The 23,276-nt window shown below is 44.0% G+C and carries 19 protein-coding genes; 2 read left to right on the forward strand and 17 right to left on the reverse strand.

Annotated features, from left to right (window positions below; translation table 11 throughout):
• Positions 1 to 28: 28 nt before the first annotated feature.
• The 14 genes from GN277_RS25325 to GN277_RS25380 all read right to left on the reverse strand — a co-directional run bounded on the left by GN277_RS25325 (position 29) and on the right by GN277_RS25380 (position 17,267).
• Positions 29 to 4,063, reverse strand: coding sequence for a TIGR02680 family protein (locus GN277_RS25325; protein ID WP_159755304.1), 4,035 nt, complete (start codon positions 4,061 to 4,063; stop codon positions 29 to 31).
• Positions 4,060 to 5,199, reverse strand: a complete 1,140-nt coding sequence (locus GN277_RS25330) for a TIGR02678 family protein (protein ID WP_159755307.1) — start codon at positions 5,197 to 5,199, stop codon at positions 4,060 to 4,062. The genes GN277_RS25325 and GN277_RS25330 overlap by 4 nt, the downstream gene beginning before the upstream one ends.
• A 4-nt stretch (positions 5,200 to 5,203) precedes the next feature.
• A complete protein-coding gene (locus tag GN277_RS25335) occupies positions 5,204 to 6,676 on the reverse strand; it encodes a TIGR02677 family protein (RefSeq protein WP_159755310.1) in 1,473 nt (490 codons plus the stop codon).
• Positions 6,677 to 7,144: 468 nt separating this feature from the next.
• Complete coding sequence (locus GN277_RS25340) at positions 7,145 to 7,510, reverse strand: recombinase family protein (protein WP_159755313.1); 366 nt, start codon at positions 7,508 to 7,510, stop codon at positions 7,145 to 7,147.
• Positions 7,507 to 9,066, reverse strand: a complete 1,560-nt coding sequence (locus tag GN277_RS25345) for a recombinase family protein (RefSeq protein WP_159755316.1) — start codon at positions 9,064 to 9,066, stop codon at positions 7,507 to 7,509. The genes GN277_RS25340 and GN277_RS25345 overlap by 4 nt, the downstream gene beginning before the upstream one ends.
• Positions 9,059 to 10,762: a recombinase family protein gene (locus GN277_RS25350; RefSeq protein WP_159755319.1), complete on the reverse strand. Its 1,704-nt coding sequence runs from the start codon at positions 10,760 to 10,762 to the stop codon at positions 9,059 to 9,061. Before GN277_RS25350 ends, GN277_RS25345 begins: the two co-directional genes overlap by 8 nt.
• Before the next feature lies 1 nt (position 10,763).
• On the reverse strand, positions 10,764 to 12,431 hold the full coding sequence (locus GN277_RS25355) for a recombinase family protein (RefSeq protein WP_244324907.1): 1,668 nt from the start codon (positions 12,429 to 12,431) through the stop codon (positions 10,764 to 10,766).
• 146 nt (positions 12,432 to 12,577) lie between these two features.
• On the reverse strand, positions 12,578 to 12,847 hold the full coding sequence (locus GN277_RS25360; protein WP_129174545.1) for a DUF6870 family protein: 270 nt from the start codon (positions 12,845 to 12,847) through the stop codon (positions 12,578 to 12,580).
• A gap of 153 nt (positions 12,848 to 13,000) precedes the next feature.
• On the reverse strand, positions 13,001 to 13,864 hold the full coding sequence (locus GN277_RS25365; protein WP_159755322.1) for a DUF6551 family protein: 864 nt from the start codon (positions 13,862 to 13,864) through the stop codon (positions 13,001 to 13,003).
• Positions 13,861 to 14,787 (reverse strand): ParB N-terminal domain-containing protein, encoded by a 927-nt coding sequence (locus GN277_RS25370; protein WP_159755325.1) that lies wholly within the window; start codon positions 14,785 to 14,787, stop codon positions 13,861 to 13,863. The genes GN277_RS25365 and GN277_RS25370 overlap by 4 nt, the downstream gene beginning before the upstream one ends.
• 82 nt (positions 14,788 to 14,869) lie before the next feature.
• On the reverse strand, positions 14,870 to 15,175 hold the full coding sequence (locus tag GN277_RS29600) for a hypothetical protein (protein WP_204162796.1): 306 nt from the start codon (positions 15,173 to 15,175) through the stop codon (positions 14,870 to 14,872).
• A gap of 5 nt (positions 15,176 to 15,180) precedes the next feature.
• Positions 15,181 to 15,315 (reverse strand): hypothetical protein, encoded by a 135-nt coding sequence (locus GN277_RS31040; RefSeq protein ID WP_280178630.1) that lies wholly within the window; start codon positions 15,313 to 15,315, stop codon positions 15,181 to 15,183.
• Positions 15,316 to 15,634: 319 nt separating this feature from the next.
• Positions 15,635 to 16,084: an RNA polymerase sigma factor gene (locus tag GN277_RS25375; RefSeq protein ID WP_129174551.1), complete on the reverse strand. Its 450-nt coding sequence runs from the start codon at positions 16,082 to 16,084 to the stop codon at positions 15,635 to 15,637.
• A 478-nt stretch (positions 16,085 to 16,562) separates the two neighbouring features.
• On the reverse strand, positions 16,563 to 17,267 hold the full coding sequence (locus GN277_RS25380) for a response regulator transcription factor (protein ID WP_159755328.1): 705 nt from the start codon (positions 17,265 to 17,267) through the stop codon (positions 16,563 to 16,565).
• Between the two features lie 287 nt (positions 17,268 to 17,554).
• On the opposite strand from GN277_RS25380, the gene GN277_RS25385 reads away from it, so the two are divergent.
• Both GN277_RS25385 and GN277_RS25390 read left to right on the forward strand, forming a co-directional pair.
• The gene (locus GN277_RS25385) at positions 17,555 to 17,938 is read left to right on the forward strand and encodes a BlaI/MecI/CopY family transcriptional regulator (protein ID WP_159755331.1); all 384 of its coding nucleotides are present in this window, start codon (positions 17,555 to 17,557) and stop codon (positions 17,936 to 17,938) included.
• Position 17,939: 1 nt separating this feature from the next.
• Positions 17,940 to 19,733, forward strand: coding sequence for a BlaR1 family beta-lactam sensor/signal transducer (locus GN277_RS25390; protein WP_159755334.1), 1,794 nt, complete (start codon positions 17,940 to 17,942; stop codon positions 19,731 to 19,733).
• 247 nt (positions 19,734 to 19,980) lie between these two features.
• Here GN277_RS25390 and GN277_RS25395 read toward each other — a convergent pair whose 3' ends face one another.
• The 3 genes from GN277_RS25395 to GN277_RS25405 are packed head-to-tail and all read right to left on the reverse strand — an operon-like array spanning position 19,981 to position 23,271.
• On the reverse strand, positions 19,981 to 21,243 hold the full coding sequence (locus GN277_RS25395; protein ID WP_159755337.1) for a hypothetical protein: 1,263 nt from the start codon (positions 21,241 to 21,243) through the stop codon (positions 19,981 to 19,983).
• A gap of 42 nt (positions 21,244 to 21,285) precedes the next feature.
• Positions 21,286 to 22,530, reverse strand: coding sequence for a DUF6070 family protein (locus GN277_RS25400; RefSeq protein WP_159755340.1), 1,245 nt, complete (start codon positions 22,528 to 22,530; stop codon positions 21,286 to 21,288).
• 45 nt (positions 22,531 to 22,575) lie between these two features.
• Positions 22,576 to 23,271: a hypothetical protein gene (locus tag GN277_RS25405; RefSeq protein ID WP_159755343.1), complete on the reverse strand. Its 696-nt coding sequence runs from the start codon at positions 23,269 to 23,271 to the stop codon at positions 22,576 to 22,578.
• Between the last annotated feature and the right edge of the window lie 5 nt (positions 23,272 to 23,276).

Genomic DNA, 23,276 nt, shown 5'->3' on the forward strand with positions numbered 1-23,276 from the left:
TTCCTCAAGAATTTTTTCTTCCACTTTACTATTCCTCAATGATTCTCTGTTTTCCATTCCACAAATAATAGATAACTGTAACTACTTTAGAATTAGCAGGTCTAAGCAATTCTGCTATCCGCAGGAAGGGCACAGAAGCATAGCATCCCCACAGTACCTGTGAATTCATAATAAAGTCAAAATCGAATTTTCTTACAAGGTCAAACATGCTGCTGATATTTTTGTCATCCACCCCCGCAAAAGCTTCATCCAACGCTATGATTCTCGGCAAATCGTCAGGCTCTGCCTTTTTATATTGCGCATTCAATGCAGCGAACAGCGGGACATACATAGCCATTGCCTTTTCCCCTCCGCTAAAGCGGTTAAAGGCTCCGTTTGTTAATTCCTTTTTATTCTCGTCATTTCGGTAATAAAACATTTTAAATTCAAACCACTTCCGGTAATCCAGTGCTTCTCTCACCAAATCAGTATAGCTTAAGACTTCGCCATTTTCCTCCGCCATCTGTTTTACCGTATAAATCTTATTCCTAAAATGTGCAGAAATTCTTTCGATATCCTCCGCAGTCATCAATTCCCTGTCACGGTTTAGCATTTTCTCCAACTCTGCTGTATCCAGCTCTCCCTCTCCGCCTGCGGTCTTCGCCCTCCAGTCCAGTGAAAAGGTCAGGGACATAGAGGTGTCTATCTTTCGCATAAGAGAAGACATATCCTGAATCCATTTCCTGCTTTCTGCAATACGGACATTTAACTTCCTGCTCAGGGTATCCGACAAAATATTCTCAAACAGCTCCCTATCCTTCTGACGGATCAACAGTTGGGTTTCATCAATCCTCTCTTTGATTACTTGATAGAATTCTTCAAAATACAGCTTCCGCCCCTGCATATAAGAAACAATTCTATGACGTTTGCGTAACGCCATCGCATCTGTTGTCTCTTCTGCAAAGCAATCTTCCATAAACGTCCCGTAAATTACCAGGCTTCCAATATGCGCATGAAAAATCCTGTCCATGTTCGACACAATCTCTGCTACGGATTTATTTCTGTCTGCTTCTCTGATTACAGTTTTTGCCTGTTTGGCTGCCTCCGGAGTTGTTTTGCTTTCTCTGGCAAATACAAGTCCCAGGGATAATTCTTCATCAAAATATTTTCTGAGCCGGACCTCCTTCTCCATTTTCTCCATCACACTTTTTTTCTGTGTCTCAATATCCGGTTCCAATCTTTTCACAGTATTTTCCCATACAGCCTGCTCTTTTCCTAACTCTCGTTCTTCATCGTCTTTTAGGTTCAACTCTTTCCAAATTATTTTCAGCCGCTTTGCCCTCTCTTTATTTTCAGGAGCATTCAGGAATTCGTCAAGTTTCTCTATCTGAAGCTTCTGTTCCTGTACCTCCTGCTCTGCTCTTTTTTTATAGATATCTTCTCTATCGATTGCGTCCTCCTCTTTCTCAATCAACTGTTTCTGCATATCTTCTCTTGCCTGCTCCGCCAAAAAGCCCATTACAGCCATCTGAAGCGATTCTAACTGCCCCTTATACTCATAGAGCGCTCCCAGTATCTCCTCATAACTCTCAATGTTTCTTTCGTAGGGAAGCTCTCGACACTTGGCTATGACCCGCTGGGCGGACTGCTTTTTTTGAATTTCACAGCCTTCTTTTTCTTTCTGTTTTTTCCCACATTCTTCACTGCACTTTTCAAACGTCCAGTTTAAGTCTTTTTTCATCGCAATTGCCTCGTCCAACTCGTCAAATACGGGCAATCCGTGATACTCTTCCTGCAAAATTCCAATCCTTTTCCTTAGTCCGTCAATTTCCTGTCCCAATGCCTCCAGTTCCTGCTGCAAAAGCTGCAATTCTTCCTTTTTTCTTCTGATTTGCTCCTTCTTCTTCTCCTTTCTTATGGCTTCCCCAATATAACAGGCTTCCCTTTCAGGCCTGCTGTAACCTTCCAGTGCGCCATGTCTGAAATAACCGTCTGGCTTTAACACAATCTGGCAATCATCTTCCTCTCCGATATTAGACAAAATCCTCTCCGTCATTTTCCGCAGCTCCATATCTCCTGCAACCGCTGCCAGTTTACTGTATCTCGTTTTTCCGGAATCTTTAAGGCAGAGAATCTTATCTGACCATTCTTCCAGAATCTCCATAGCCCGCGTATAGTCTTTCTGCGGCACTACCAGGGCATCCAAAAGTCCCGCATCCTCCAACTGGCATTCCAGCAAATCCCTGTCCCTCATAGAAATATGCTCTGTAAAATCCACTGCTTCATAAAAAGGCGAAAAGGAAATGTTGTTCTCTGCCAGCTTCTCCCTCGTTCTGGACAGGATTTCCCTACGCACAGGCGTTATCTCTGATACTTTTTCCAATTCCTCCAATTCTTCCCTGCAGATTCTCACAGACTCCGCCTTCTTTTCTTTCCGTACTTCCAATACAGAAAGTTCACTTCCCAGCTTTTGGTTTTTCATCTCCCATATATTTCCGATGAGATTGCGTATATTCCCATAATCCGACACATCTTGGTATTTCTGGATATATATTGATATCTGTTCCAGTTCTTTCTTTGACAGATAAAATTCCTGGTTAAGCTGCTCCAAGCCATAGTATGCCTCAATCAAGTCATCCCTCAGCGCGTCCTCCATCGTTTCTGCATCGTTCACCTGCTGCCATGCCTGTGCCTTCTTTTCCTCCAAGCTGCTGCAGTCTTTTGACAACCTGTCACATTGTATCTGTATTTCCCTGAATTTTTTCAGCTCGTCCAATGCTGCCTGCACATTTATACACAGTTTTTCAATTTCACTTTTGATTTTCTTACATTCCCCATAGCCATCCGAAGTCTTCCACAAGCTTAAAATTTGTCCATGTCCAGAAAAACAAATGATATTCTGCAGTTCATCCATATCATTCACAAGCTGCTCTATTTCCATCTGATAAGCGTCAATATTCTTCTGTATCTCACGTACTATAGCGTCATACTCCCGTATCGTATTTCTGCGGTGCTCAATGCCTTGGCAGTACAATGCGATTTCTCTCTGTGCATCTTCCTGTCGTTTTCGGCATGTTCTTAATTTTTCTTCCGCCTCCTCTAAATCCGTTGTCCCGATCGCCTCCTTCTCCCGTTCCAACAGACTTTTTTCCCCTTTGAGCTCGCCTGCCCTTCTGTATGATTTCTCCAGCTTTTCCTTTGTCTCCTTCAATTCGTCTGTCTCTGCTTCCAGCTTTCCCCTGGCGGCGTCAACCATCGCCTTTTCTTCCAGGTAGGCGATCGCTTTCTGCCCCAACATATACTGATTATATCTTACATACTCATTCCGTATAATCTGCAAATCTTTATAAGCCCTTTTTAATCCATTCAGCTTATCCTGTATATCATCCATTTTCTCCATGGCGTCTACCATAGCACGCAAATCCTCATCGGACAAAGTCTGCAAAGAGTCGTTCAATATCTCATATACTTTTTTTGGCGTAAATTCCTTGGAAAGCTTGGGTGCCCTGACCTTTATGAGCAGCCGTATAAATTGTTCATACTGTTCCAGTCTCGGAAACCCAAATATATGTTTATTTACTAAACCCATATATTCTTTTTGCGCTTCTGTAAACAGATTATTTTCTCCCAGTTCCTTTTTTATCTCCTGCTTCGTATATACAATTTTCGTATTTCCCACATCACGATACAGGTTAAAATCATATCCTATTCTCCTCCCATCCAATACGAGAAATCCCCAGAAGCCCATAGCTTTCCCCTTTTGAGCCTGCTGGCCGATTCCAATCGTCCGATAGCGGTTCCCCTTCCTAAACTCTAAATATAGATAGCCGGTAGCTTCCTCCTTCTCCCCATCGTTCAGAAAATAGTATTCCATTCTTCTGTCACTGGAGCCAAAAGGATCCAATCGACTAGGCGTCCTGTCACCATCCAGTATAAAAGGAATAAAACTCTGCGTAGTAATAGACTTTCCTGAGCCATTCTGTCCCCGTAGAAGCAGTTTACCATCTGCAAAAGAAAATACTTCATCATCGTATAGCCAGAAATTCACAAATCCTATTCGATTCATATGCCAACGCTCACTCATCTGCTCTTCTCCTTTGTCTCAAACTCTGCCGGATAGCGCCCGATCATTTTTCCTGCTGCCGGATAGATGACAATCTCCCCGTCACACTCGTCAACCATCATCCATGATTTCATATAAGAAATAACCGCTTTTAACAGTTTTGCGTCTTCCATCTCCCTGTATTCCTTGCTCCATGCCGCCCGATATCTATTACGATAATGGTGCATTTCTTCCTGAAACTCTTTTATTGAAACAACAATACAGTCGTCCTGCCGCTTCTTCCAAACACCCTCGTCTGCTTTTTCCCTAATCAGCCTGCACAAGAGCAAAACAAGCTCTGGAAGCATAGCCTCCCTTGGATGCCTTTCCCCAAAGGGTTCATCTTCATCTATCACCAGAAAGGCAGCATTTTTATGGACATGAAGCTGTCCTCCCAAATATTCACTGAAATTTTTCTGTATCCACTGTCTCTGGTTTTTCAGATAGATACTGTCTGGGTTATCGGACCGGCTCCAATAAAGAGCCGGTGCCGCCACCATCTGCCTGTATACACGATTAATCCTATAATGCCCTCTGTCCGCTTCGCTTTCCTCATTCTGCTGCTTCTCAAAATCTTCCCATGACTGAAAATCAACTATGCTATATGCAAAATTCACCGCCATGTATCTGGAAAGCCCTGTATTCTCATACAAAATCTCCTGCCCAATACTGCTGCCCACATTATCGCTGCTCCCTTCATATGCTTCTAACAGCCTCATATTCTCACAAAACTGCAGCACTCTTACCAAAGACTTTCTCTGTGTAAAAGAAGTCCAGTCCACATCCATCACACCTTTTAGCTGCAGCTCCAGCATATCTACCAATTCTGATAACAGAAATTGCTCCTGTTCTTCCTTATCTTCCAGGAATGCTAAGACAGCACAAAAAAGACAGTAATCCCTGCTCTCCGTAAAGTCTGTAATGCCCATATATCCTTCCGCACGGGCAGGGATTTTCTCCACCTTCAATATCTGTTCATTATTGATTACCGTCCAGCCTAGCTGCTCTCGAAAAAATTTCTGGCATTTTGGCAGCTCTCTGCGGACCTTCATATATAATTCTTTATCCTTCTTCTTATCAATCCAACAATTTTCTATTAATGCCCTTGCCGCTTCCATTTTTCTAATCCTCAAACTGAAATATATATCTGGGCATCATAAGTTCCCCATCCTCACATTTCAGAGTGTAACTTCCCTCCTGTTTTATCAAACGAAATGCCTGTCCATACTCGGTCCGTCCGCTTTTGGACACAGTCAGATTCGCCTGTGCAATCCAACGCAAAAGAGTCTCCCTTGTATCCACAGAAATGCAGTCGTCAATCCTACTGATATCCAGCTTATTGTCCTGAATATATTTCATAACCAGATTTCTGTCTTCCTCCAGTTTTTCCAAATATTGGTTACGCTGTGCCAATTTCTCCAATGCTTTACTTTCAAACCCAGATTTATGTATTCTAGGTTTATAAGTTCTGGTATGGGGCTTCAGTTCATATTCCGATGGCAGTTCATCGAAAACGCCACTGTTTATGCTATCCGTGGAACGGGGACAGTTTACTTTAAAATGCCGCACATGCTGTATTCCGAATACATGCGCCGAAAGTTTATGGGCCGCTTCTACATTTTCGCACTGCATGAACATCTGAATAAATTTCTTATAATCTTCCTTACGGCTGATTCCCCAATTTTGTATCTGTACGATTAAGGCTGCATTCTGTATAATTTTCCGTATAACTTCATCTGTAATATCCAATACCTTCTGACTTTCACTTGGATGCCTATCTGTCGAAATGAACCAATCTGACAGGCTCTGCCATTTTCCGTAAATGTTTTCTTTTATCGCATTCTCCCTTAAATCCTGGATTTCCGAATCAGGGTGTGGAATTGCCAATTCACTCTCAATGACCCGCTCTAATACTCTGTCTACCATCTGCTGAGACAATTTCTTAATTATATTTTCAATACGTATAGATTTATTCTGAAGCTGCTGCACAAACTCTTGTAAATAAGAAATAAATCGATCCTTATGTACGACAAACTCAATAGATTTGAGAACCTTATCTGATTTACCTGAATAGAATTCTCTCAAATAATCCTGATAGTTTCGGTTTAATCTCTTAAAATCTTCCTGCAAATTGCTCCACCATTCATTCACCGCTTTCAGCTCCTGACGGTCTATCTGCTCCATTTCATTCAAGGCATTCTCAATCCGCACAAAATAATTCATGGACAGATTACCACTGTCCATGAAAAGATTTTCAAGCTTTACCGTCATTCTTTCTATCTCTACTGCATATTCCGACATTGTATAACGGTATTGCTTATTTTTATATTCCGCAATCGTATAAACTCTTTTCGGGTCTTGGATAGAGGTAAGATTTTTCCATCCAACCAACGCCTCTAAATCTGTTTTTAACTGATCCATAGAATAATCTGAAAACTCCGGATACTCCCTAAGCAGCTCCAACACATCTTCCTTATATAATTGAAAATGCATTTTCTCGTACTCTATAAAAAAAATCCGCATAATACGCCTGTATTGCGAAGCATTACCAGCAGACAAATATATAGCTTCTTGAATTGATTCCAAATATTTCAAATTACATTCCCCCTGTATCCCTAAGCGAAATCATTAACACCCGTCTGTCATCCTGTACCTACAAATTAATTACCAGGCTGATCGTCTGTCAGCAGTCATTTAAGATTGTTCGGAATGCCCATCATATATTTCCCATATACACTCCTGCGTATTTCCTTATTTATATCATAGCATTTTCATATCTCATACACAACTACATTTAATATACAATTTAGCTTTCTTTATTTCTTCTTTACATATGACGTATAAACATCTTTTGCAGGCTAATTCTTAATTAAATCAAGAACTCCCCATATTCAGACTGGCAAACTATCCCTCACGCACAACGCCCCATACCCCGCGTGTGTCAAGTTATTGTCACAAACTTTTTTCACTTTTTTTGATTGAAAATCGCTGAAACCCGCATAACTTCGTGGGGCGTGTGGTTCATTATTGCTAAGTTAGGGCAAAATTGGTGACAAATTATTGTCAAGTTGGAATGTCCGAAACAGCCTTCAGGATTTCCTCTGTAATCCCCGCCATATTCCTGTCTGCCGCATAAAGTTCCGCTCCCTGATTCTTTAACTGCCTGACCAAACCTACTGCATCTGGCACCGAACGTGACAGCCTGCTCATATTATAGACAAATACCCCATTATAAGTCCCGGCATTCCTTAAAAGTTTTTGCAGTCCGGGGCGGTCTGTCCGCAGACCGGAGATACCGTTGTCAGCATAAATATCTATCTCTGTCCGCTCTCCCCACATGCCCCGGATTTGCCCTGTCAGCACTTCTGCCTGATGCCGTACTGCCACCTGATCCGGATTCCCTACTCTTGCATATATCGCTGCCCTCATTCTGTCTCCTTTCCATTTTCGCGGAAGTTCCACATGATTTCAACTCTTTTGTCTTTATAAACGTGTATTTTCTTAATAAATATATCAACTACTTCCTGTGTCAGCATTTCCAGGTGGGAATACCGGATGATCTGCTTCATATCTTCCTCCGCCCTGCGGTATTCCTCCCGAAGCTGTTCCAGTTCTTCCCCCTGCGCATCTGCCTCTGCCGACAACTGGATCGTCTGCTCTTTTATGCTGTCCGCCTTCTGTCTGTAGCTTTCCGCAGATACTCTGCCGCAGGCATAACTTTCATATAAGGCGTCTGCCTCTGCCTGAAGCTCCTTCTTCCTTCTCTTGCAGTCTGCTATCTTCTTTTCCGTCCTCACAATACAGGACTTTTGGAAAGAAACAAGGCTTTGTTTTTCTTTTACGGCATTTCCGCGCACCATCAGTTCCCGGTTCAGCATCATCAGCACGGTTTCCTCCAGCAGATCGGCGGAAAAGTATGTACAGCACTCCGGTATCTGCAAAACAGCGTGTTTCCGGCACTCAAACCTGCGGTATTTATTCTTCCCCCGTATAGGCTTGTAAGTCATGGAATAACCGCATCCGCCGCAGAACAGTTTCCCCACAAGTGGGTTTTTCTCCCCTTTTCTGGAAGTGTCCGCATCTTTACGGAACAGGCATACCTTTTCGTAATCTTCCGGTGTAACAAGCGGCTCATGGTGGTCTGGTATCACTTTCCATTCTTCCATTGGTACAGCGATACCGTTTTTACTGCCTACAGACTTACGCTTTGATTTCCCGTAGGCCATCTCACCCAGGTAGAAACGGTTATTCAGGACAGCCCGGACAGACACATGATCCCACGCCTGCATCCTGCCGTCTTTATCCGCCCGCTCCGGGTGGCGCATCTGTGTTTTGGTCAGTATCCCCTTTTCATTGAGAATCCTTGCGATCTGGGTGCTTCCATTCCCTCTAAGGGCAAGGGCAAAAATATAACGCACGATCTCCGCTTCCTTTTCGTTCACTACAACCGTATTTTTTAATTCCCGGCTTTTCTCATACCCAAAAGGTGCCTGTCCGAAAACATATTCCCCGCTGGCGCATTTATTTTCAAATGAAGCCTTAACCTTTACAGATATATCCTTGCTGTATAGGTCATAAAGAAGCGTCTGGAATGCCGTATCAATAGGGGTTGTGCTTCCCGCATGGTCGCGGCTGTCGTAATGGTCGTTTACTGCGATAAACCGCACCCCCATGAACGGGAATATCTGGTTCATGTAGGTTCCAAGCTCGATATAATCCCTTGAAAAACGGGACATATCCTTGACAAGTACACACCCTATCTTATTTTCCCTGATCTCCTTTAACATTCTCTGCATCCCCGGCCTTTCCATGCTTGTGCCGGAATAGCCGTCATCACAAAACTCAGAGACTTCTTTTCCCCTCAGTTCCTCATTGCCGCGTATGTAGGCATGGAGCATGACCCTTTGGCTGCTGATGCTGTTGCTCTCATCCTTGTCATCCGCATCTTCCAGTGACAGCCGCAGGTAAATGGCAAGTTTATCCATTTGCAAGCACCCCTTCCAGCAATTCATTCGTATAGGCAAACTGTACTTCTATCCTTTTCCCCGGATAGACATAAATCCTCCGGATCAGGGATTCTATCATTTCCTTTGTCAGTTCCCTGCCGCTTTTCAAACGGAGAAGGGCACGGGCAGCCGCAAGGTATTTCCCTGATACGTTATCCAGGTTCTTCCTGTCCGCTTCCAGTTCTTCCTTCTGCCGGTTTAAGTCATGCAGCCTGCCTTCCTGCCGCATCTTATACGCGACATACTCACTCTGAGGGATAATGCCCTCACGGTATTCCACATATTTTGTCCGTTCTTCTTCTTTTGCGGCGGCAACAGACCTTTCCGCTTTCCTGATTTTTGCATCAATTTCCGCACCTTTTTCCCGGATCTGCTCTTTCACGATCTCTGTATATTTCTTCATTTTCCCCAGATACACAGAAAACTCCATTTTAAGGAGCGGCATCAGAATATCCACCAGTTCCGCCTTTGAAATGCGGTTCGACGCCGGGCATCCTTCCACTTTTGTCTGCCCGCCGTTTAAGCAGAAATACCCGTCCAGCCTTGCCTTGCTGCCGTCCGCATAGGTTTTCACATAACTATGTCTTGTCATTTTCCTGCCACATACGCCGCAGTAAAGCACACTGTCAAAAATATTCTCCCCTATCGGGCACCCTTCCGTCGGATGCGTATAGGATTTTGTCCTCTCATGGAGCCTTTCACACACTTTTGCCGCCTCTGCGAATATTGCCGCATCAACAATGGGGGCATGGGTGTTTTCCCTGACCACCCATTCACCTTCTGCTTTATGGATACGGTTTTTTTCGTCCCTGGCAGTGATGGAAGTCCGCCCCTGCACCAGCTTTCCGGTATACGTCTCACTTTTCAGGATGCGTTCTACGGCGCTCTTGTCCCATCCCTTATATGCCCCGGATTCCGGCATAAAAAATACTTCCCCGGTTTTCTTATATACAGAAGGCGGATTGACTTTCTGCCTGTTCAAGTCATCCGCTACCGCCGTGAAACTGCCTGTCTCGATAAACAGGCTGAAAATATGCTTCACAATCCCTTCCGTATTTTCATCCGGTAAAAGCTTCCGTATTTTTTTATCCCACCCGGCTTTATAGCCGTAGGGCGGCGGCCCTCCTACATAGGAGCCTTCCTGCCGTCTCTGTTTCAAATGCTGCTTCGCCTTTACGGAAAAATCCTTTGCATACATATCATTGACAAGGTTTTTTATCTCCGCTGCCATCTGCTTCGTATTGCTTCCCCGCATCCCCGTGTCGAGGCCATCAGCAACCGCAATGAAGCGGACGCCCAGAAACGGGAATATTTTCTCAATATAATTCCCCGCTTCCAGATAGTTCCTGCCAAACCGGGAAAGGTCTTTGACCACCACGCAGTCAATGCTTCCTAGCCTTATATCCTGCATAAGCCTCTGGAACTCATCACGGTTGAAGTTGCTTCCTGTTTTCCCCAGGTCAACATAACGGTCTACAATCTCTATCCGCTCTGTCCCTTCCCTGTTAAAATCTTCGATATATTTTTCCGCAATCTTCACCTGAACTTCAACAGATTCATTCTTTTTCTTGTCCTGATCGGATGAGAGCCTTGCGTAAATGCCTGCTTTATAACATATTTTTGCTTCTTTTACCGCCACAGCAGGGGCGGAAGTCCTCTTTGACACTCTCCCCATGCTATGCGCTCCTTCCTGCTTTCCGCTTTACTTCTTCCCTGTCCTCCAGAATCTTCCGGCCAAGACCTTCCATGATACGGAATTCGTCCATGAAATAAAAATCAATCACAATCTGTTTATTTTCATAAACATATATCCGCCTGATAAGGCTGCTCAAAGTGTGCCGGTCTATCTCCCTCAGTTCCACGCAGTCCTGGAAGGTTTTCAGACGTCCCGCAGAAAGCACTCCCTTTTTGAACATGCTTTTAATGAGCTGCTCCTGTTTCTGCATGGCAGCCTCCAGTTCTTTCCCTTTCTGCGTAAAACCGCTGTGCAGGCGTTCAAATTCCTCCTTTGTGACAACACCCGCCCTCAAATCCTCATATAAGCCGGAGCAGAGGGAATAATATTTATCCTGCTCTTTTTTCAGCCGTTCAATCTCCTTGTCATACCGGGCAACTGCTTCAAAGTTCGTCTCATACCGCACAGCCCTGTCAAAGAGTTCCTTTTCTTTCAGGAAGGAATTTGCAAACTTCCGGATGCTCTCACAGATGATCTCCTTCAGCGCACTTTCCTCTATGCTGTGCCTGCTGCACCCTTCCCCGCGGTTCTTTGTGGAACAGATATAATACACTTTGGACACGCCTTTATAGCGGGTCACGCGCCTTATCATCTGCTCTTTGCAGTCGCCGCAGAACAGTATCCCTACAAACGGGTTTAACGTCCCTGATTCCGGGCTTTTCCGCCCGTCTGTTTTCAGCAGGCGCTGTACCACCGCAAAGTCATCAGCGGATATGACTGCCTCATGGGTGTTCTCCACCTTGATCCATTCTTCTTCCGGCTTTGCGGTATGCTTCTTTACCTTATAATTGACCTTCTCCGTTTTTCCCTGAACCATGTGCCCCAGATAAACCTCATTGGTCAGTATCCGTTTTACCGTGGCATTCCCCCAGACACTGCTTCCTGTCCCGGAAAAACCACTTTGATAATGAAGCCCCATTGACTTTTTATATTCTTTGGGAGAGAGTATGCCCAGGCTGTTCAGCTTTTCCGCGATTGCGGATAACGCCATCCCCTCAATCTTCCATGCGAATATCCGCCGCACGTTCTCCGCCGCGTATTCATCTATGACCAGCCGGTTCTTATCTTCCTCACTCTTTTTATACCCATAGACGGCAAAGGCAGATACGCACTCCCCGTTCCTGCGCTTTACCTCAAGCTGGCTTTTTACCTTTGTGGAAATATCCCGGCAGTAAGAATCGTTTATAAAGTTTTTTACCGGCAGGACAATGGAGCTTTCCCCTGTGTCCGCCGATATGCTGTCAAAATGGTCGGTCAGCGCAATAAAGCGCACGCCAAGAGCCGGGAAAGTCTTTTGTATGTACCTCCCGGATTCAATGTAATCGCGCCCGAAACGGGACAGGTCTTTCACTACCACACAGTTCACCCTGCCTGCCTCAATGTCGCCGATCATCCTCTTAAATTCTGGCCTGTCGAAATTGCTCCCTGAAAAGCCGTCGTCCACATAGATGTCATAAAGCTCTATGTCCGGCTGCTCCCGTAAGAATGATTTGATGAGTTCCCTCTGACTTCCGATGCTGTTGCTCTCGGACTTATTTAAACCGTCCCTGTCCTCGTCATCCCTTGAAAGACGGAGGTACATGGCCGCATAGAATTGTTTTGCTTTCACTGTATCACCCCTGACTTTTTATTAGCTAACAAGGATAGCCGTTATCCCATTTAAGCCTGAAAGCCAGGGTTTCCACTGAATTTAATCCTGACTTTAGATTAACATAACTTTTTTCTCTTTTCAAGGATAAACTGCATCCCGCCCGGTTAAATATGTATCTCCGCAAGCCGCCGCAGGTATTCCTCCATCTTGTCGTCAATGGTCGGCCCCTCCTCCATGAAGCGGACTTTCACAATATAGTCCCCGATCCGGTGAATGTATACGTTATTGGTCTGTGCTGCAAAAGAAGCCAGCTTCTGGGGGACGGGTTTTTTCGTGTCAACCACAATATCCCTTAAATCCGTCAGGCTGTTAATATCTACATCCCGTATATCCACAGCCGCCATCTCCTGTAATTTTTCCCTTGTCAGTTCCATATCCTGCCCCTTGACCGCCTTTCTATATCTTATTTCCAGTTATGGTTGTCTTATCACAAAAACCTGTGCCCTCCCTATACCAGCGGGATGGTACACTGTACGCACCGCCCATTTACCAGAACGGTATGGAAAAGGCTTGTGACAACCAGTGCATTACCCACGGAAGCGGTAAGGGAGTTTCCTGCCCCCGCGCTGCCCGTTATACTTTTCCAGTATCACACGGGCGAAACGTAGGGCCGTGTTGCTTGTGGAAAAATCCGCCCGTCCCCTGCGGTTGATCTCATCCGGGTCGCACTGCGAGAGCCGGGAAATAAAAGTCTTATCGTTTATCTCCGTATCGTAAGCCTTAACAAAGAGCGCCATGCCGGAAAGTACAGCCGCTGTCAGGGAGCGCGGGTCTCCCTCCCAGGCGTCCCACAAAAGCTGTAACATGCGGGTAAAGGATGCGCCGCCCAGCAGACGGTAAGCATTTAGCAGCGCACGGGTAGATACGATCTCTCCGGTTTTCCCGTGGCTTTTCCCAAGCGCCCATATAAAGCCGCCGTTTTCGACTAACCGCTTGACTTCCGTGATCTCCGCATCCGTGCCGGATTCCGCCAGCACATTTGTGGACTGTGACAGGCTCAGGCGCTTCTTAGCCTTGTCCAGCTTATAGCAGAGGTCAGCTTCCTGCTCATAAGTCAGGCCGTCATAGACCTTGCAGTCCACCATGACGCCCCTGCCGCCGTTCATCTTCCGCATGGCGGAAATGCGGTGCTGCCCGTCCACTACATAAAATCTGCCGTCACGGAAACTGACCGTGACCGGGTCAAGCAGGCGCTCGTCCCACTCCCTTATCAGCCGCTCCACCTCTTTCGGGTTTACCGGGCGCTGGTATGGAAGGCCGGAAGTCAGGCGGTTTGTGTGGATGGAACGCACAACACCCGGATTGCTGTACTCCGGGTCTGGCTGAAGCGCCGGTTCCGGTTTTGGTTTTACCGGTTTTGAAGTATTATGCTTTTTTCTGTAACTGCTCATGTTTTCATTGTCCTTTCTACTTTATGTAATAACTGCCCGGCGGCGGCGCAGATGGAATCCGTCAGTTCCCGGAGGATGGATAACTGCTCCGGGCTGACAAAGGGAAATACCGTGTCATAATAAGGGTCACTGTACCAGCCGATCTCTTTATGGAATTTCCGGACGAAAGCCTCATATTCTTCCAGGAAGCTGTCCGGCGTGCCGCTGCAATCCTTATCCGGGTCTTTCAGTTCCGCTATCATATCCTTTAAACTGCCCCCTGCTTTTTCCGGTTCTTCCTTTTTCTTTTCTGCATATTCACCCATGTTTCTGATCTGTTGTGTTGTCAAAAGCCTTGCCGCTTCTTTCTGGTCTTCCGGTTCTAAGCGCGAGAGTTTTAACGCCTCCTTTTTGGAAATCTTTTTATCCGCATTTTTGATGATTTCCTTCGCTTCCTGTGTCAGATTTTTTGCGGTCTGTATCTGCCGTTCCACAGTCCGGGGGACTACCCCCAGCTTTTCAGCGGTGTCCTGCGCAAATGACTTCGTTTCTAAAAACGACATTTTGTCGCTTTTAGAAGTCTGGCCATTGCGCATCCCCCGTTTTGTTTCCGGGTGTAGGGTCTCATATATTTCTTTCCGGCGCAGGAGTATCTCGCCGTATTCCAATGTAGACATGTCGCTCCTGACAATGTTCTCATCAATCTCCGCCAGTTCCGCCGCCAGCCCCTCCAGGCTGCTGACAGTGCAGTCCACTTCCGTCCACCCAAGCCTCTTTACCGCTTCCAGACGGTGGAGGCCGGCGATCAGGAAGTTATCACGGTCTATGGTAAGGGGATTCAAAAGCCCGATTTCCCGTATACTGTCCGCCAGTTCCCCTACATGGCAGGTGTCAAGGCTGCGCCGCCCTTCCTTTACCTGAATTTCTTTTATGGAAAGCCGCATATAAGCAACACCCCCTTATCCTCTTTATCTTTTTTACTGCCTGCTGGATGGAACACCATGCGCCGCAAACCCCGCCTATTCATCAGTACGCATCAAAAAGGCTTGTGGCGGCAGGTCTTACATCCCGCCAGACACCACCACACTTCGCGTGATGTCTTATTAAATAGAAATCCGGCAGGCGTTTCTCCACACCTGCCGGAAACATCAAAGGCCGCCACGCTCCGCGTGACAGCTTATTAAGTAAAAGGATAACCGTCCGGAAAGTCCATGTATAAAACTCCTGTGTTTCCGGTGCCGGTTCCTGCAAAATCATAAAGTTCCTGTTTTGTGCCGTATTATCAGGCGGCGTGACCGCCCTTCTGCCCACCCCCGGCACGGGAATATCCAAGCCGCCTACGGCTCCATAAGCGCCATGATACCGACAGCAGGTGGCGGCAGGTGACTAAGCTGCCCAAGCCATGCCCACAGTATCCCCCTTTCACCCTGCGGTACGGGAATATGCTGGTTCTCCTTGATCTGGCGGCTCATGGCGGTTCCGGCGCTGCCATGCGCCGTTTACAGGCCCTCCGGGTTGCCGCTCGTGCCTTTGAAGTCATCTTGTTTGACAGGAACATCAGGGGAGGGAGGGAAAAACTTCTTCCCTCCCTGTCCCATCCGTACCCGCAGGCAGTCATCGCGCCCGTGCCTGGGCCGCTTGCTGTTTTCACAGCCCCGCACAGATAGAGAAACTTGAATACTGGTTATGAACAGAGTTTTCCCCTGTTATTTTCCAATGTCCGTAAGAGGGAATAAAAACCCCCTCATAATGTAAGGGACTGTACCAGCATCCTGATAGAAAAAAATCTGATTATTTTTCCATCAATTTTCTCAGCTTGTCCAAAAGCCTGTTTTTCCGGTAGTGGATAGTGTTCTGCGAAACGGCATACAGCCCTGCCACTTCCCGCTCCGTCTTTTCCAGATAGAACAGTTCTTCCAGAAGCGCCATCTCCTCCGTGGAAAGACTGTGCAGGACAGCCCGCAGTTTCTCTATCAGGTCTGCCCTGACCACCCTGTCCTCTACGGAATCGCCTGTTGCCGCAAACTGCCAGTCCTGCTCCACAAGCTGTTCATAGGACAGTTCCCGGCTGGGGATATAACGTATTTCCTTCGTTTCCGGGTTTACCTTTGTATGCCCCTTTTTCAGCCTGCCCATAAAATAACGCTCCTTATCCTCCGCGCGGTAGTATTCCCGGTACACTTCCTCACTCACCGGTACGGGCTGTCCGTTTATGTATAAATAGAAATCTCTTTTCTCCATGTATTTTCCCTCCGAAATTCTGAAATAAAATGGGTTCCAGAATCCCGGAGGGAGGGGCACGGCACCGTAAGGGAACGACACCCTGCGGCAGAAAACGACATAAAAAAAGCCGCACCCGGAAAGTTCCAGGCACGGCGGGAAGTTTTCTGTATTTTATTGGAAATTCATAAGGACGTGGGGAATTTTTTGTCGATAGCAGAAGCGCCGCAATCCCTGTAAGGACTGCGGCGCTTCTATGTGTCTGTTCTGGTTCTCCTGTCTTTCCCCCTGGTTCCACCAATATATTCCCCTTACCAGCGGGAAACGATATTTCTTCCTAAGATTTTTAATGATTCCCTGCTTATTTGTAGTAAAAGGAATTATAAACGATGATATTGTCAACAAATTATCGTAAGTTTGTCAAAAGATGAGCAGATAACGCAAGTTACGACGAAAAACGGCATAACCGCAAAGATTACACCGTTTCTATATGTTTGTGCTATGTATCGTCCTGGATGAACCGGTAGCCCACGCCGCGTACATTTTCAATGCGGCAGGAAGTACAGTCTGCTTCCTCCAGCTTCCTGCGTATCCGGTTCAGGCAGGAATGGAGGCCATTATCGGCATCCCGCAGGTAATCGTCACCCCACACCTCACGGTAAAGCTGTTCATTCGTAAATACCCGTTCCGGACTGGATGCAAGCAGGCAGAGCAGGTTAAACTCATACCGCGGAAACTCCATTTCCTGCGAATTGATAAAAACCTTGTGATAATCCACGTTAATAAGTAAAGTACCCTTTGAAATAATGATGAAAGGCTTCTGATCAACCTGGTTCAATTCCGTATAACGCCTGATTAACGCATAGCTGCTGGCGAAAATTTCTTCCACATAACTATCTGACCACTTAATATATTCATCTGCACCTGCTTTAATCGCAGCAATTTTTTCTGCACTGTCATACTGCCGGTTTAATACCATGATTGGGGCGTTTGTCAATCCCCGTGTAAGTTTTAATGAGGTTAAATACTCCTGTCCGTCTGAAAAAATAATAACCAACAAATAATCGGTATTCCTCGACAGTTCACAGGCAACCTCCCCAACACCAGATACTATGCGGGCAAATATACCATCTTTCTGCCATTCTCTCCGAAGGTCAGACAACTGTGGTCTTTCTTGGCATAATATCAATATCTTTCTTTCCATAATTGCCTCCTTCTATTACGCATTATAAAAATTTTCTGGTTTTCAGTCATTGTCATTTCCCGACTTACAGTTTTTTTCCCCGAAATACAGGTATCGCCTTCATAGAAAAATTTTCGGTTTTCCTGTTTTCAAGACATTTTAAACTTTTGCTTTTAAATCTTACTTATGTAATATTTTAATTATTACATAAGTAAGATTTAAAGTCAACTTGTTTTCAAAAATTGACATTTTCATAAATAGACTCTATAATATTTATTACAGACGTAAGAATTAAGGAGGCTTCAAAAATGAAGGAATTGCCGCAGATTTCAGAAGCAGAATTTGAAGTGATGAAAGTCATATGGAAGCACGCACCGATCAATACGAATGAAATAACGGACAAATTAACACAGACTACCAAATGGAGTCCTAAAACGATACAGACTCTAATCAAGCGTCTTGTGACAAAAGGGGCGCTTTCCTATGAAAAGCAAAGCAGGGTATTCGTTTATACGCCTCTGATAGAAGAAAAAGAATACATCGGGCAGGAAAGCCATTCTTTTCTTGAGCGTTACTATGACGGAGATATTACCGCAATGCTTTCCGCCTATATTGAAGATGACAGGCTTTCCGAATCAGAAATAGACACCCTGCACTCACTTCTCCATAAAGGGGCAAAAAGGAGGGATTAGCATGGCAGATTTCGGGATACGTTTTTTCATCTGCAATATTCTCATTTGTGCCATCATAGGCATACTGCTTATGATAAAAAAAGTATTGAAAAATCACCTGACCAGCCGGATGCAGTTCAATTTATGGTTCCTGCTGCTCGGACTGTTGGCAGTTCCGTTTATTCCAGTTCGTCCGGTTCCGTTTTCACAGATTTTTTCATTACTTGACAAGTGGAAGAATGCTACGTCAGCGGGCATGGAAACTGTTACAGAAACAGCGGTAAATATGGAAGCATCCGGCACTGCAAGGCAGATGAATGATTTTGCGCTGTCCGTAAGCAGCAAAACGCCATCTGTTATCGGACTTATTCTGCTTGGGATATGGATCACCGGTATCTTTGCAATGCTGCTGTTAGTAATAAAATCGAAAACCCGCCTGAACTCTTTGAAGAAATCTGCTCTTCCTTTGCAGAGCAGGGAAGTCCGCATATTATACAGCAACTGCTTAAGCGAGCTGAAAATAAAAAAGGACATTCCCATTTACAGCACCGCCTTTTTGAAATCCCCTATTATTGTGGGATTGTTCAAACCTTGTATTTATCTGCCAATCCACCTGATTTCGGATTTCAATGCCGTGGATATGCGATATATACTGCTGCATGAATTACAGCATTACAAACATAAGGATGCCATTGCAAGCTATCTTATGAATTTTTTCGGCGTACTGTACTGGTTTAACCCATTGGTATGGTATGCGCTGAAGGAAATGCGAAGTGACAGGGAAGTCGCCTGTGATACCTCTGTCCTGAAGCTCCTTAGCGAAAACGACTATGAAGATTACGGCGATACACTGATTAACTTTGCTGAAAAAATTTCACTTTCACCATTCCCCTTTGCTGCCGGAATCAGTGGGAATATGAAACAGATGCAGAAAAGGATTATCAATATATCTTCTTATGAAAATCCTTCCGTCTGGAAAAAGATAAAGGGATTTACTGCTTTCGGTATCATAGCCGTTATGCTTTTAGGGCTTACCCCTATGCTGTCCACCTATGCTGCGGATCAAAGCTATTATAAGTGGGACATATCCCCCGAAAAGATTGATCTGGTTGACTTATCTGCATATTTTAACGGATATGAAGGAAGTTTTGTTTTATATGATTTAAAAGGCGATACATGGAGCATTTATGACATGGAGCATGCCACTTTACGGACAGCGCCAAATTCTACCTATAAAATATATGACGCACTGTTTGGTTTGGAAGAGGGCATTATCACGCCGGAAGCGTCTTTGGCGTGGAACGGGACTGACTACCCATTTGAAGCATGGAACGCTGATCAAAACTTGTATTCTGCAATGGAGTCTTCCGTCAACTGGTATTTTCAGGAAATTGATAGACAGATCGGAGTATCCGCTCTCAGGAACTATGTGAAAAAAATCGGATACGGGAATGAAAATATAAATTCAGACCTTTCCTCTTACTGGATGCAGTCAACACTAAAAATTTCCCCAGTGGAACAGGTTGAACTTTTAAAAGACCTATACAACAACGACTTTGGCTTTACACTGGAAAATGTTAATACAATAAAGGATTCCATCTGTCTCTTTTCATCTGATGACAGAAGTTTTTATGGAAAGACCGGAACCGGACGCATAGACGGTCAGGATGTGAACGGCTGGTTTGTCGGTTTTGTCTGCACCAATGGGAATACATACTTTTTTGCTACAAACATTCAAGGCAATGCCAATGCCACCGGAAACAGCGCAAGCGAAATAACGAAGTCTATATTATCAGAACTGAATATTTGGGAATAGGAATAACGGGTAAATTGTCATCTCGACTTTTACCCGGTATTTTATACCTTTTCCAAACACAGAGTGACACATTTGCATTTCATACCTGTTTTATGCAATGGCATCAATTGAAACATCCCTCTGCTTGGAGCAACAAAATCCTTGCGCAATTTACCATCTGAGCTCGAATGGCTCTAGCCCTGATCTGTACTTCAAAATATGAACGGGCGTCAGCATCAAGAGTGATAATGGACGTTTTAGTTGTACATTACTCATTATTGTTTGCTATCCCACTTGATATATCATATATAATGTCTAACGTTGAATACTTAAGCATCAATTTCTCGGCATTATTCTGTATTTTGGTTTTATAGAACTCAATTGTTTCTTCTTCACTCATATCGTTTATAATATCAACCTTGATGTATCCTAAATTCTTTTCTTCATAGCAGCGTAGCCAAAATACTTTTTCAGAGTCATCTATTACATTTCCATCGAATTCAAAAAAGGGAACACACAAATATTTATCCATGCTGTATTCACTATTTTCTATTTTTATATTTAGCCCCTGTTCAAAAAAGCCAATTATTTCGTATTCAAAATCCTTCTCCAAATAATTAAGTTTTATGCTATCTCCTATTGAATAATAAGATTTATAATCATTGCCAAGAATAATAGGAACTTTTTCATTTCTTTTATACTGAAAATCAGATTCGCAAAATCCCCTACCCTCTCCTATAAAATCAAAAAAATGATTATATGCATTCAGATTTAACTGAAAGCTATTTAATGATGATATAAAACAGTTTTCTCCATCAATTTCAATTTCTTGATTCTTGATTGGAACCCCATCATAACATTTCAAAAAACTATCGTCCATATTCCAATAAAACTTCGATTGAAGTGGTTGATTGTAAATTTCATAAAATTCAAATTGGTCATTTAAAATCTGATTAAAAGAAATCATTCTCTCTAAAGAATCATGATCTTCAAAAAGAGCTGTCAGCTCACTTGCGTTGGCATAAGTATCAACAACACCAATTAGTCTTAATTCTTGATGAGTCTCAAAATTTATTTCTTCTGTTTCATCCATACTGTTTTGCGATGAAATATTCCCATACCTATCCCAATCCGTTAATTGTTTTACCTCTTTTTTTCCATCAAAATATAGGATAATCTGTTCGTCGATTTGTTCATCTCCTGACAGAATAACTTCCACACAATCCTCATGCCATGTAACCTCCCATATACTGCTGCGTATGCACCCACCGTCATCAAACAGCTCAAAGTCCGCTTTGGATATTTTGCTTTCGCCCTCATAAAGAATCAGCCTCCCCGAAGCAGAACCAAACGGGAAGTCTGCCTCTCCGACAGCCTGTAAAACCAGTTCATAAGTTTCATCCGGTGAAACAGAAATATCTACCGTTGTTATTTTGTAATCTGATACATATACAATACTCACCCAAAACACAACGATTATAATAAAAACAACAGCTATAACGCCTAAGATAACCTTCATTATTTTTTTCATCGCTTCATATCCTTTCTTTTTCAATACCAGACAATGTTATAATCACTTTCTAACAATCCGATATTGATATTCCGGTATATTTGAAAGCCCATCATCCAAAATTTTATTTCCCAGATACCTAAAACTCCCATCTTCTGCAAACTTCACTGTAAGCTCATGGGTTATTACTGCATCGTCACATAGAATCATGCTGCACACCGCATCCACAGTTAATGTGAGAGTTCCATCTTTGTTTTCTCTGATGTCCGTAACCTCTGGAAAGGAAGTTCCAAAATAGGTAGGCGCATAATTAAAACATCCTAATCTTTCCCACATATAAGTTTGTTTCTCTTCGTCAAATACCGCATAGCTTTCTATCTCCTCCGCCGTTACCGGAAGATACTCCATGATCAGACTCTCAAACTCATCCTTTGGTATTCCGTCCGGATAATTTTCTGAAGGAAACTGCTCCTGATATTTCATTGCATATAAGTATTCGTACAGCCCATTATAATCCAGACTTTCCATACGGTCTATGTCCCAATCAGAGCATAAAAGGTTATTTCCCTGATAAGCTAACCCAAGCACACATTTTTCTGACATTTCCCTGTTTTTCTCTGTGATAGGCTTTACTCTGACCATGCAGCTCCCATCCACGATTTCAGTCACTTCCGGGTACTCCGGTACGCATAACTCATAACAGAACCATCCCTTATCAGTAAATTTCCATTCCTTGATCCGGGTATATGAAATATATGTTATCACGGGCTTATCATCATCGCTCCATGCAGCTTTTGCTGATAATATATACATATCCTTTCCGTCATAAATATATTTATATCTCCCAACGCCTCCGTCCGAATGTATTTCATAGCAGACTGCTGAACCGCTTCTGCCCGCTATGGAAGCATTTAAAAAATCTTCCAGCTCTTTGTAGTTTTCCATATCAGAATATAGTGCTGTTACCGTAACCGAGCATCCGATACTTTTCAGTTTTTCTACCATCTGATCTATGATTTCATCTGCAATAATAACATTAGACGCATAGCCTTTATCTGCGTTTTTGTATAGTTCTGCTATAAGTTCCATCTTTTCTTTACAATCATCTTCTGCCTCTTTCCGTTCACTGTCACTCACCAGAAGATCATAACCCTTTGCTATTCTGTCCGTTTCTGTACTTTCTTCTGTTATATCTTCTTTGGCTTCACTGTCAGATACAATTTCCGTTCTTTCCCTGCCGTTATTACAGGCACAAAATGAAACACAGCATAGCAGCATAATGACCAGCAGAATATCTCTTTTCTTCATAAACACACCTCAAATCTCCGCCTTACCATATGTCTGTCCGAAACATCACCATTCTACCGCATTAAAATCCAAATCTTCTACCGGGATATATTCGTCACTTTTCTGGAAAACATTTATCACGAAAGCTGTGACAATTCCATTATCCTTTTTTATCCTGCTGCGTGGGATTGAACTGCTATCCAGCAATCCTGCTAAATCGAACCACATTTTAAATTCTTCTTCCGTAACCTCTTTTCCATTGACAATCGCTGTCTCCGGATTATATTCGTCAAAAACCCCTGTTATATATTCTCCATCATGGCATGAAAGACAGACATAACAGCTTCCATCTGAACCGCTATTTATAAGGATGACCGTGTTGTCCTTGTAATGCACTCCGTTAATACAGCCCCAATCTTCCGGTTCATATAAATCTGCAATCTTTTTTACGCTGCCGTTGTAATAGGTAAATATTCCTACCGACACATCATCCCCTATGATCAATTCAGGAACACTATCATCATCAAAATCATGTATTCCGATATAACCAATGCATGAATCATTGTCTGCCCTTTCCTGCTCCTGCCGCAAGATATACGGATCTGCCAGATAACTTTCCATGTTGCGGACAATCTCTTTATAAGCATCCTCCCATTTCCCATTAGAATCCTTTTGATTTTCCCCAGCTTTTCCACAGGCACAGAACAGGGCAGCACACAACATCACATTCGCAATTAAAATAATCTTTTTCTTTAATTTCATAATCA

This window comes from Sporofaciens musculi (assembly GCF_009830285.1).
Classification (GTDB): domain Bacteria; phylum Bacillota; class Clostridia; order Lachnospirales; family Lachnospiraceae; genus Sporofaciens; species Sporofaciens musculi.

Bases quoted from the DNA above. Each gene is read 5' to 3' on its own strand.
- GN277_RS25380 (WP_159755328.1), bottom strand. From the start codon at position 17,267: ATGGAAAGAAAGATATTGATATTATGCCAAGAAAGACCACAGTTGTCT.
- GN277_RS25395 (WP_159755337.1), bottom strand. From the start codon at position 21,243: ATGAAAAAAATAATGAAGGTTATCTTAGGCGTTATAGCTGTTGTTTTT.
- GN277_RS25405 (WP_159755343.1), bottom strand. From the start codon at position 23,271: ATGAAATTAAAGAAAAAGATTATTTTAATTGCGAATGTGATGTTGTGT.
- GN277_RS31040 (WP_280178630.1), bottom strand. From the start codon at position 15,315: ATGAGCCGCCAGATCAAGGAGAACCAGCATATTCCCGTACCGCAGGGT.
- GN277_RS25365 (WP_159755322.1), bottom strand. From the start codon at position 13,864: ATGAGCAGTTACAGAAAAAAGCATAATACTTCAAAACCGGTAAAACCA.
- GN277_RS25330 (WP_159755307.1), bottom strand. From the start codon at position 5,199: ATGGAAGCGGCAAGGGCATTAATAGAAAATTGTTGGATTGATAAGAAG.
- GN277_RS25340 (WP_159755313.1), bottom strand. From the start codon at position 7,510: ATGAGGGCAGCGATATATGCAAGAGTAGGGAATCCGGATCAGGTGGCA.
- GN277_RS25325 (WP_159755304.1), bottom strand. From the start codon at position 4,063: ATGAGTGAGCGTTGGCATATGAATCGAATAGGATTTGTGAATTTCTGG.
- GN277_RS25400 (WP_159755340.1), bottom strand. From the start codon at position 22,530: ATGAAGAAAAGAGATATTCTGCTGGTCATTATGCTGCTATGCTGTGTT.
- GN277_RS25350 (WP_159755319.1), bottom strand. From the start codon at position 10,762: ATGGGGAGAGTGTCAAAGAGGACTTCCGCCCCTGCTGTGGCGGTAAAA.
- GN277_RS25370 (WP_159755325.1), bottom strand. From the start codon at position 14,787: ATGCGGCTTTCCATAAAAGAAATTCAGGTAAAGGAAGGGCGGCGCAGC.
- GN277_RS25360 (WP_129174545.1), bottom strand. From the start codon at position 12,847: ATGGAACTGACAAGGGAAAAATTACAGGAGATGGCGGCTGTGGATATA.
- GN277_RS25385 (WP_159755331.1), top strand. From the start codon at position 17,555: ATGAAGGAATTGCCGCAGATTTCAGAAGCAGAATTTGAAGTGATGAAA.
- GN277_RS25390 (WP_159755334.1), top strand. From the start codon at position 17,940: ATGGCAGATTTCGGGATACGTTTTTTCATCTGCAATATTCTCATTTGT.
- GN277_RS25345 (WP_159755316.1), bottom strand. From the start codon at position 9,066: ATGGATAAACTTGCCATTTACCTGCGGCTGTCACTGGAAGATGCGGAT.
- GN277_RS25375 (WP_129174551.1), bottom strand. From the start codon at position 16,084: ATGGAGAAAAGAGATTTCTATTTATACATAAACGGACAGCCCGTACCG.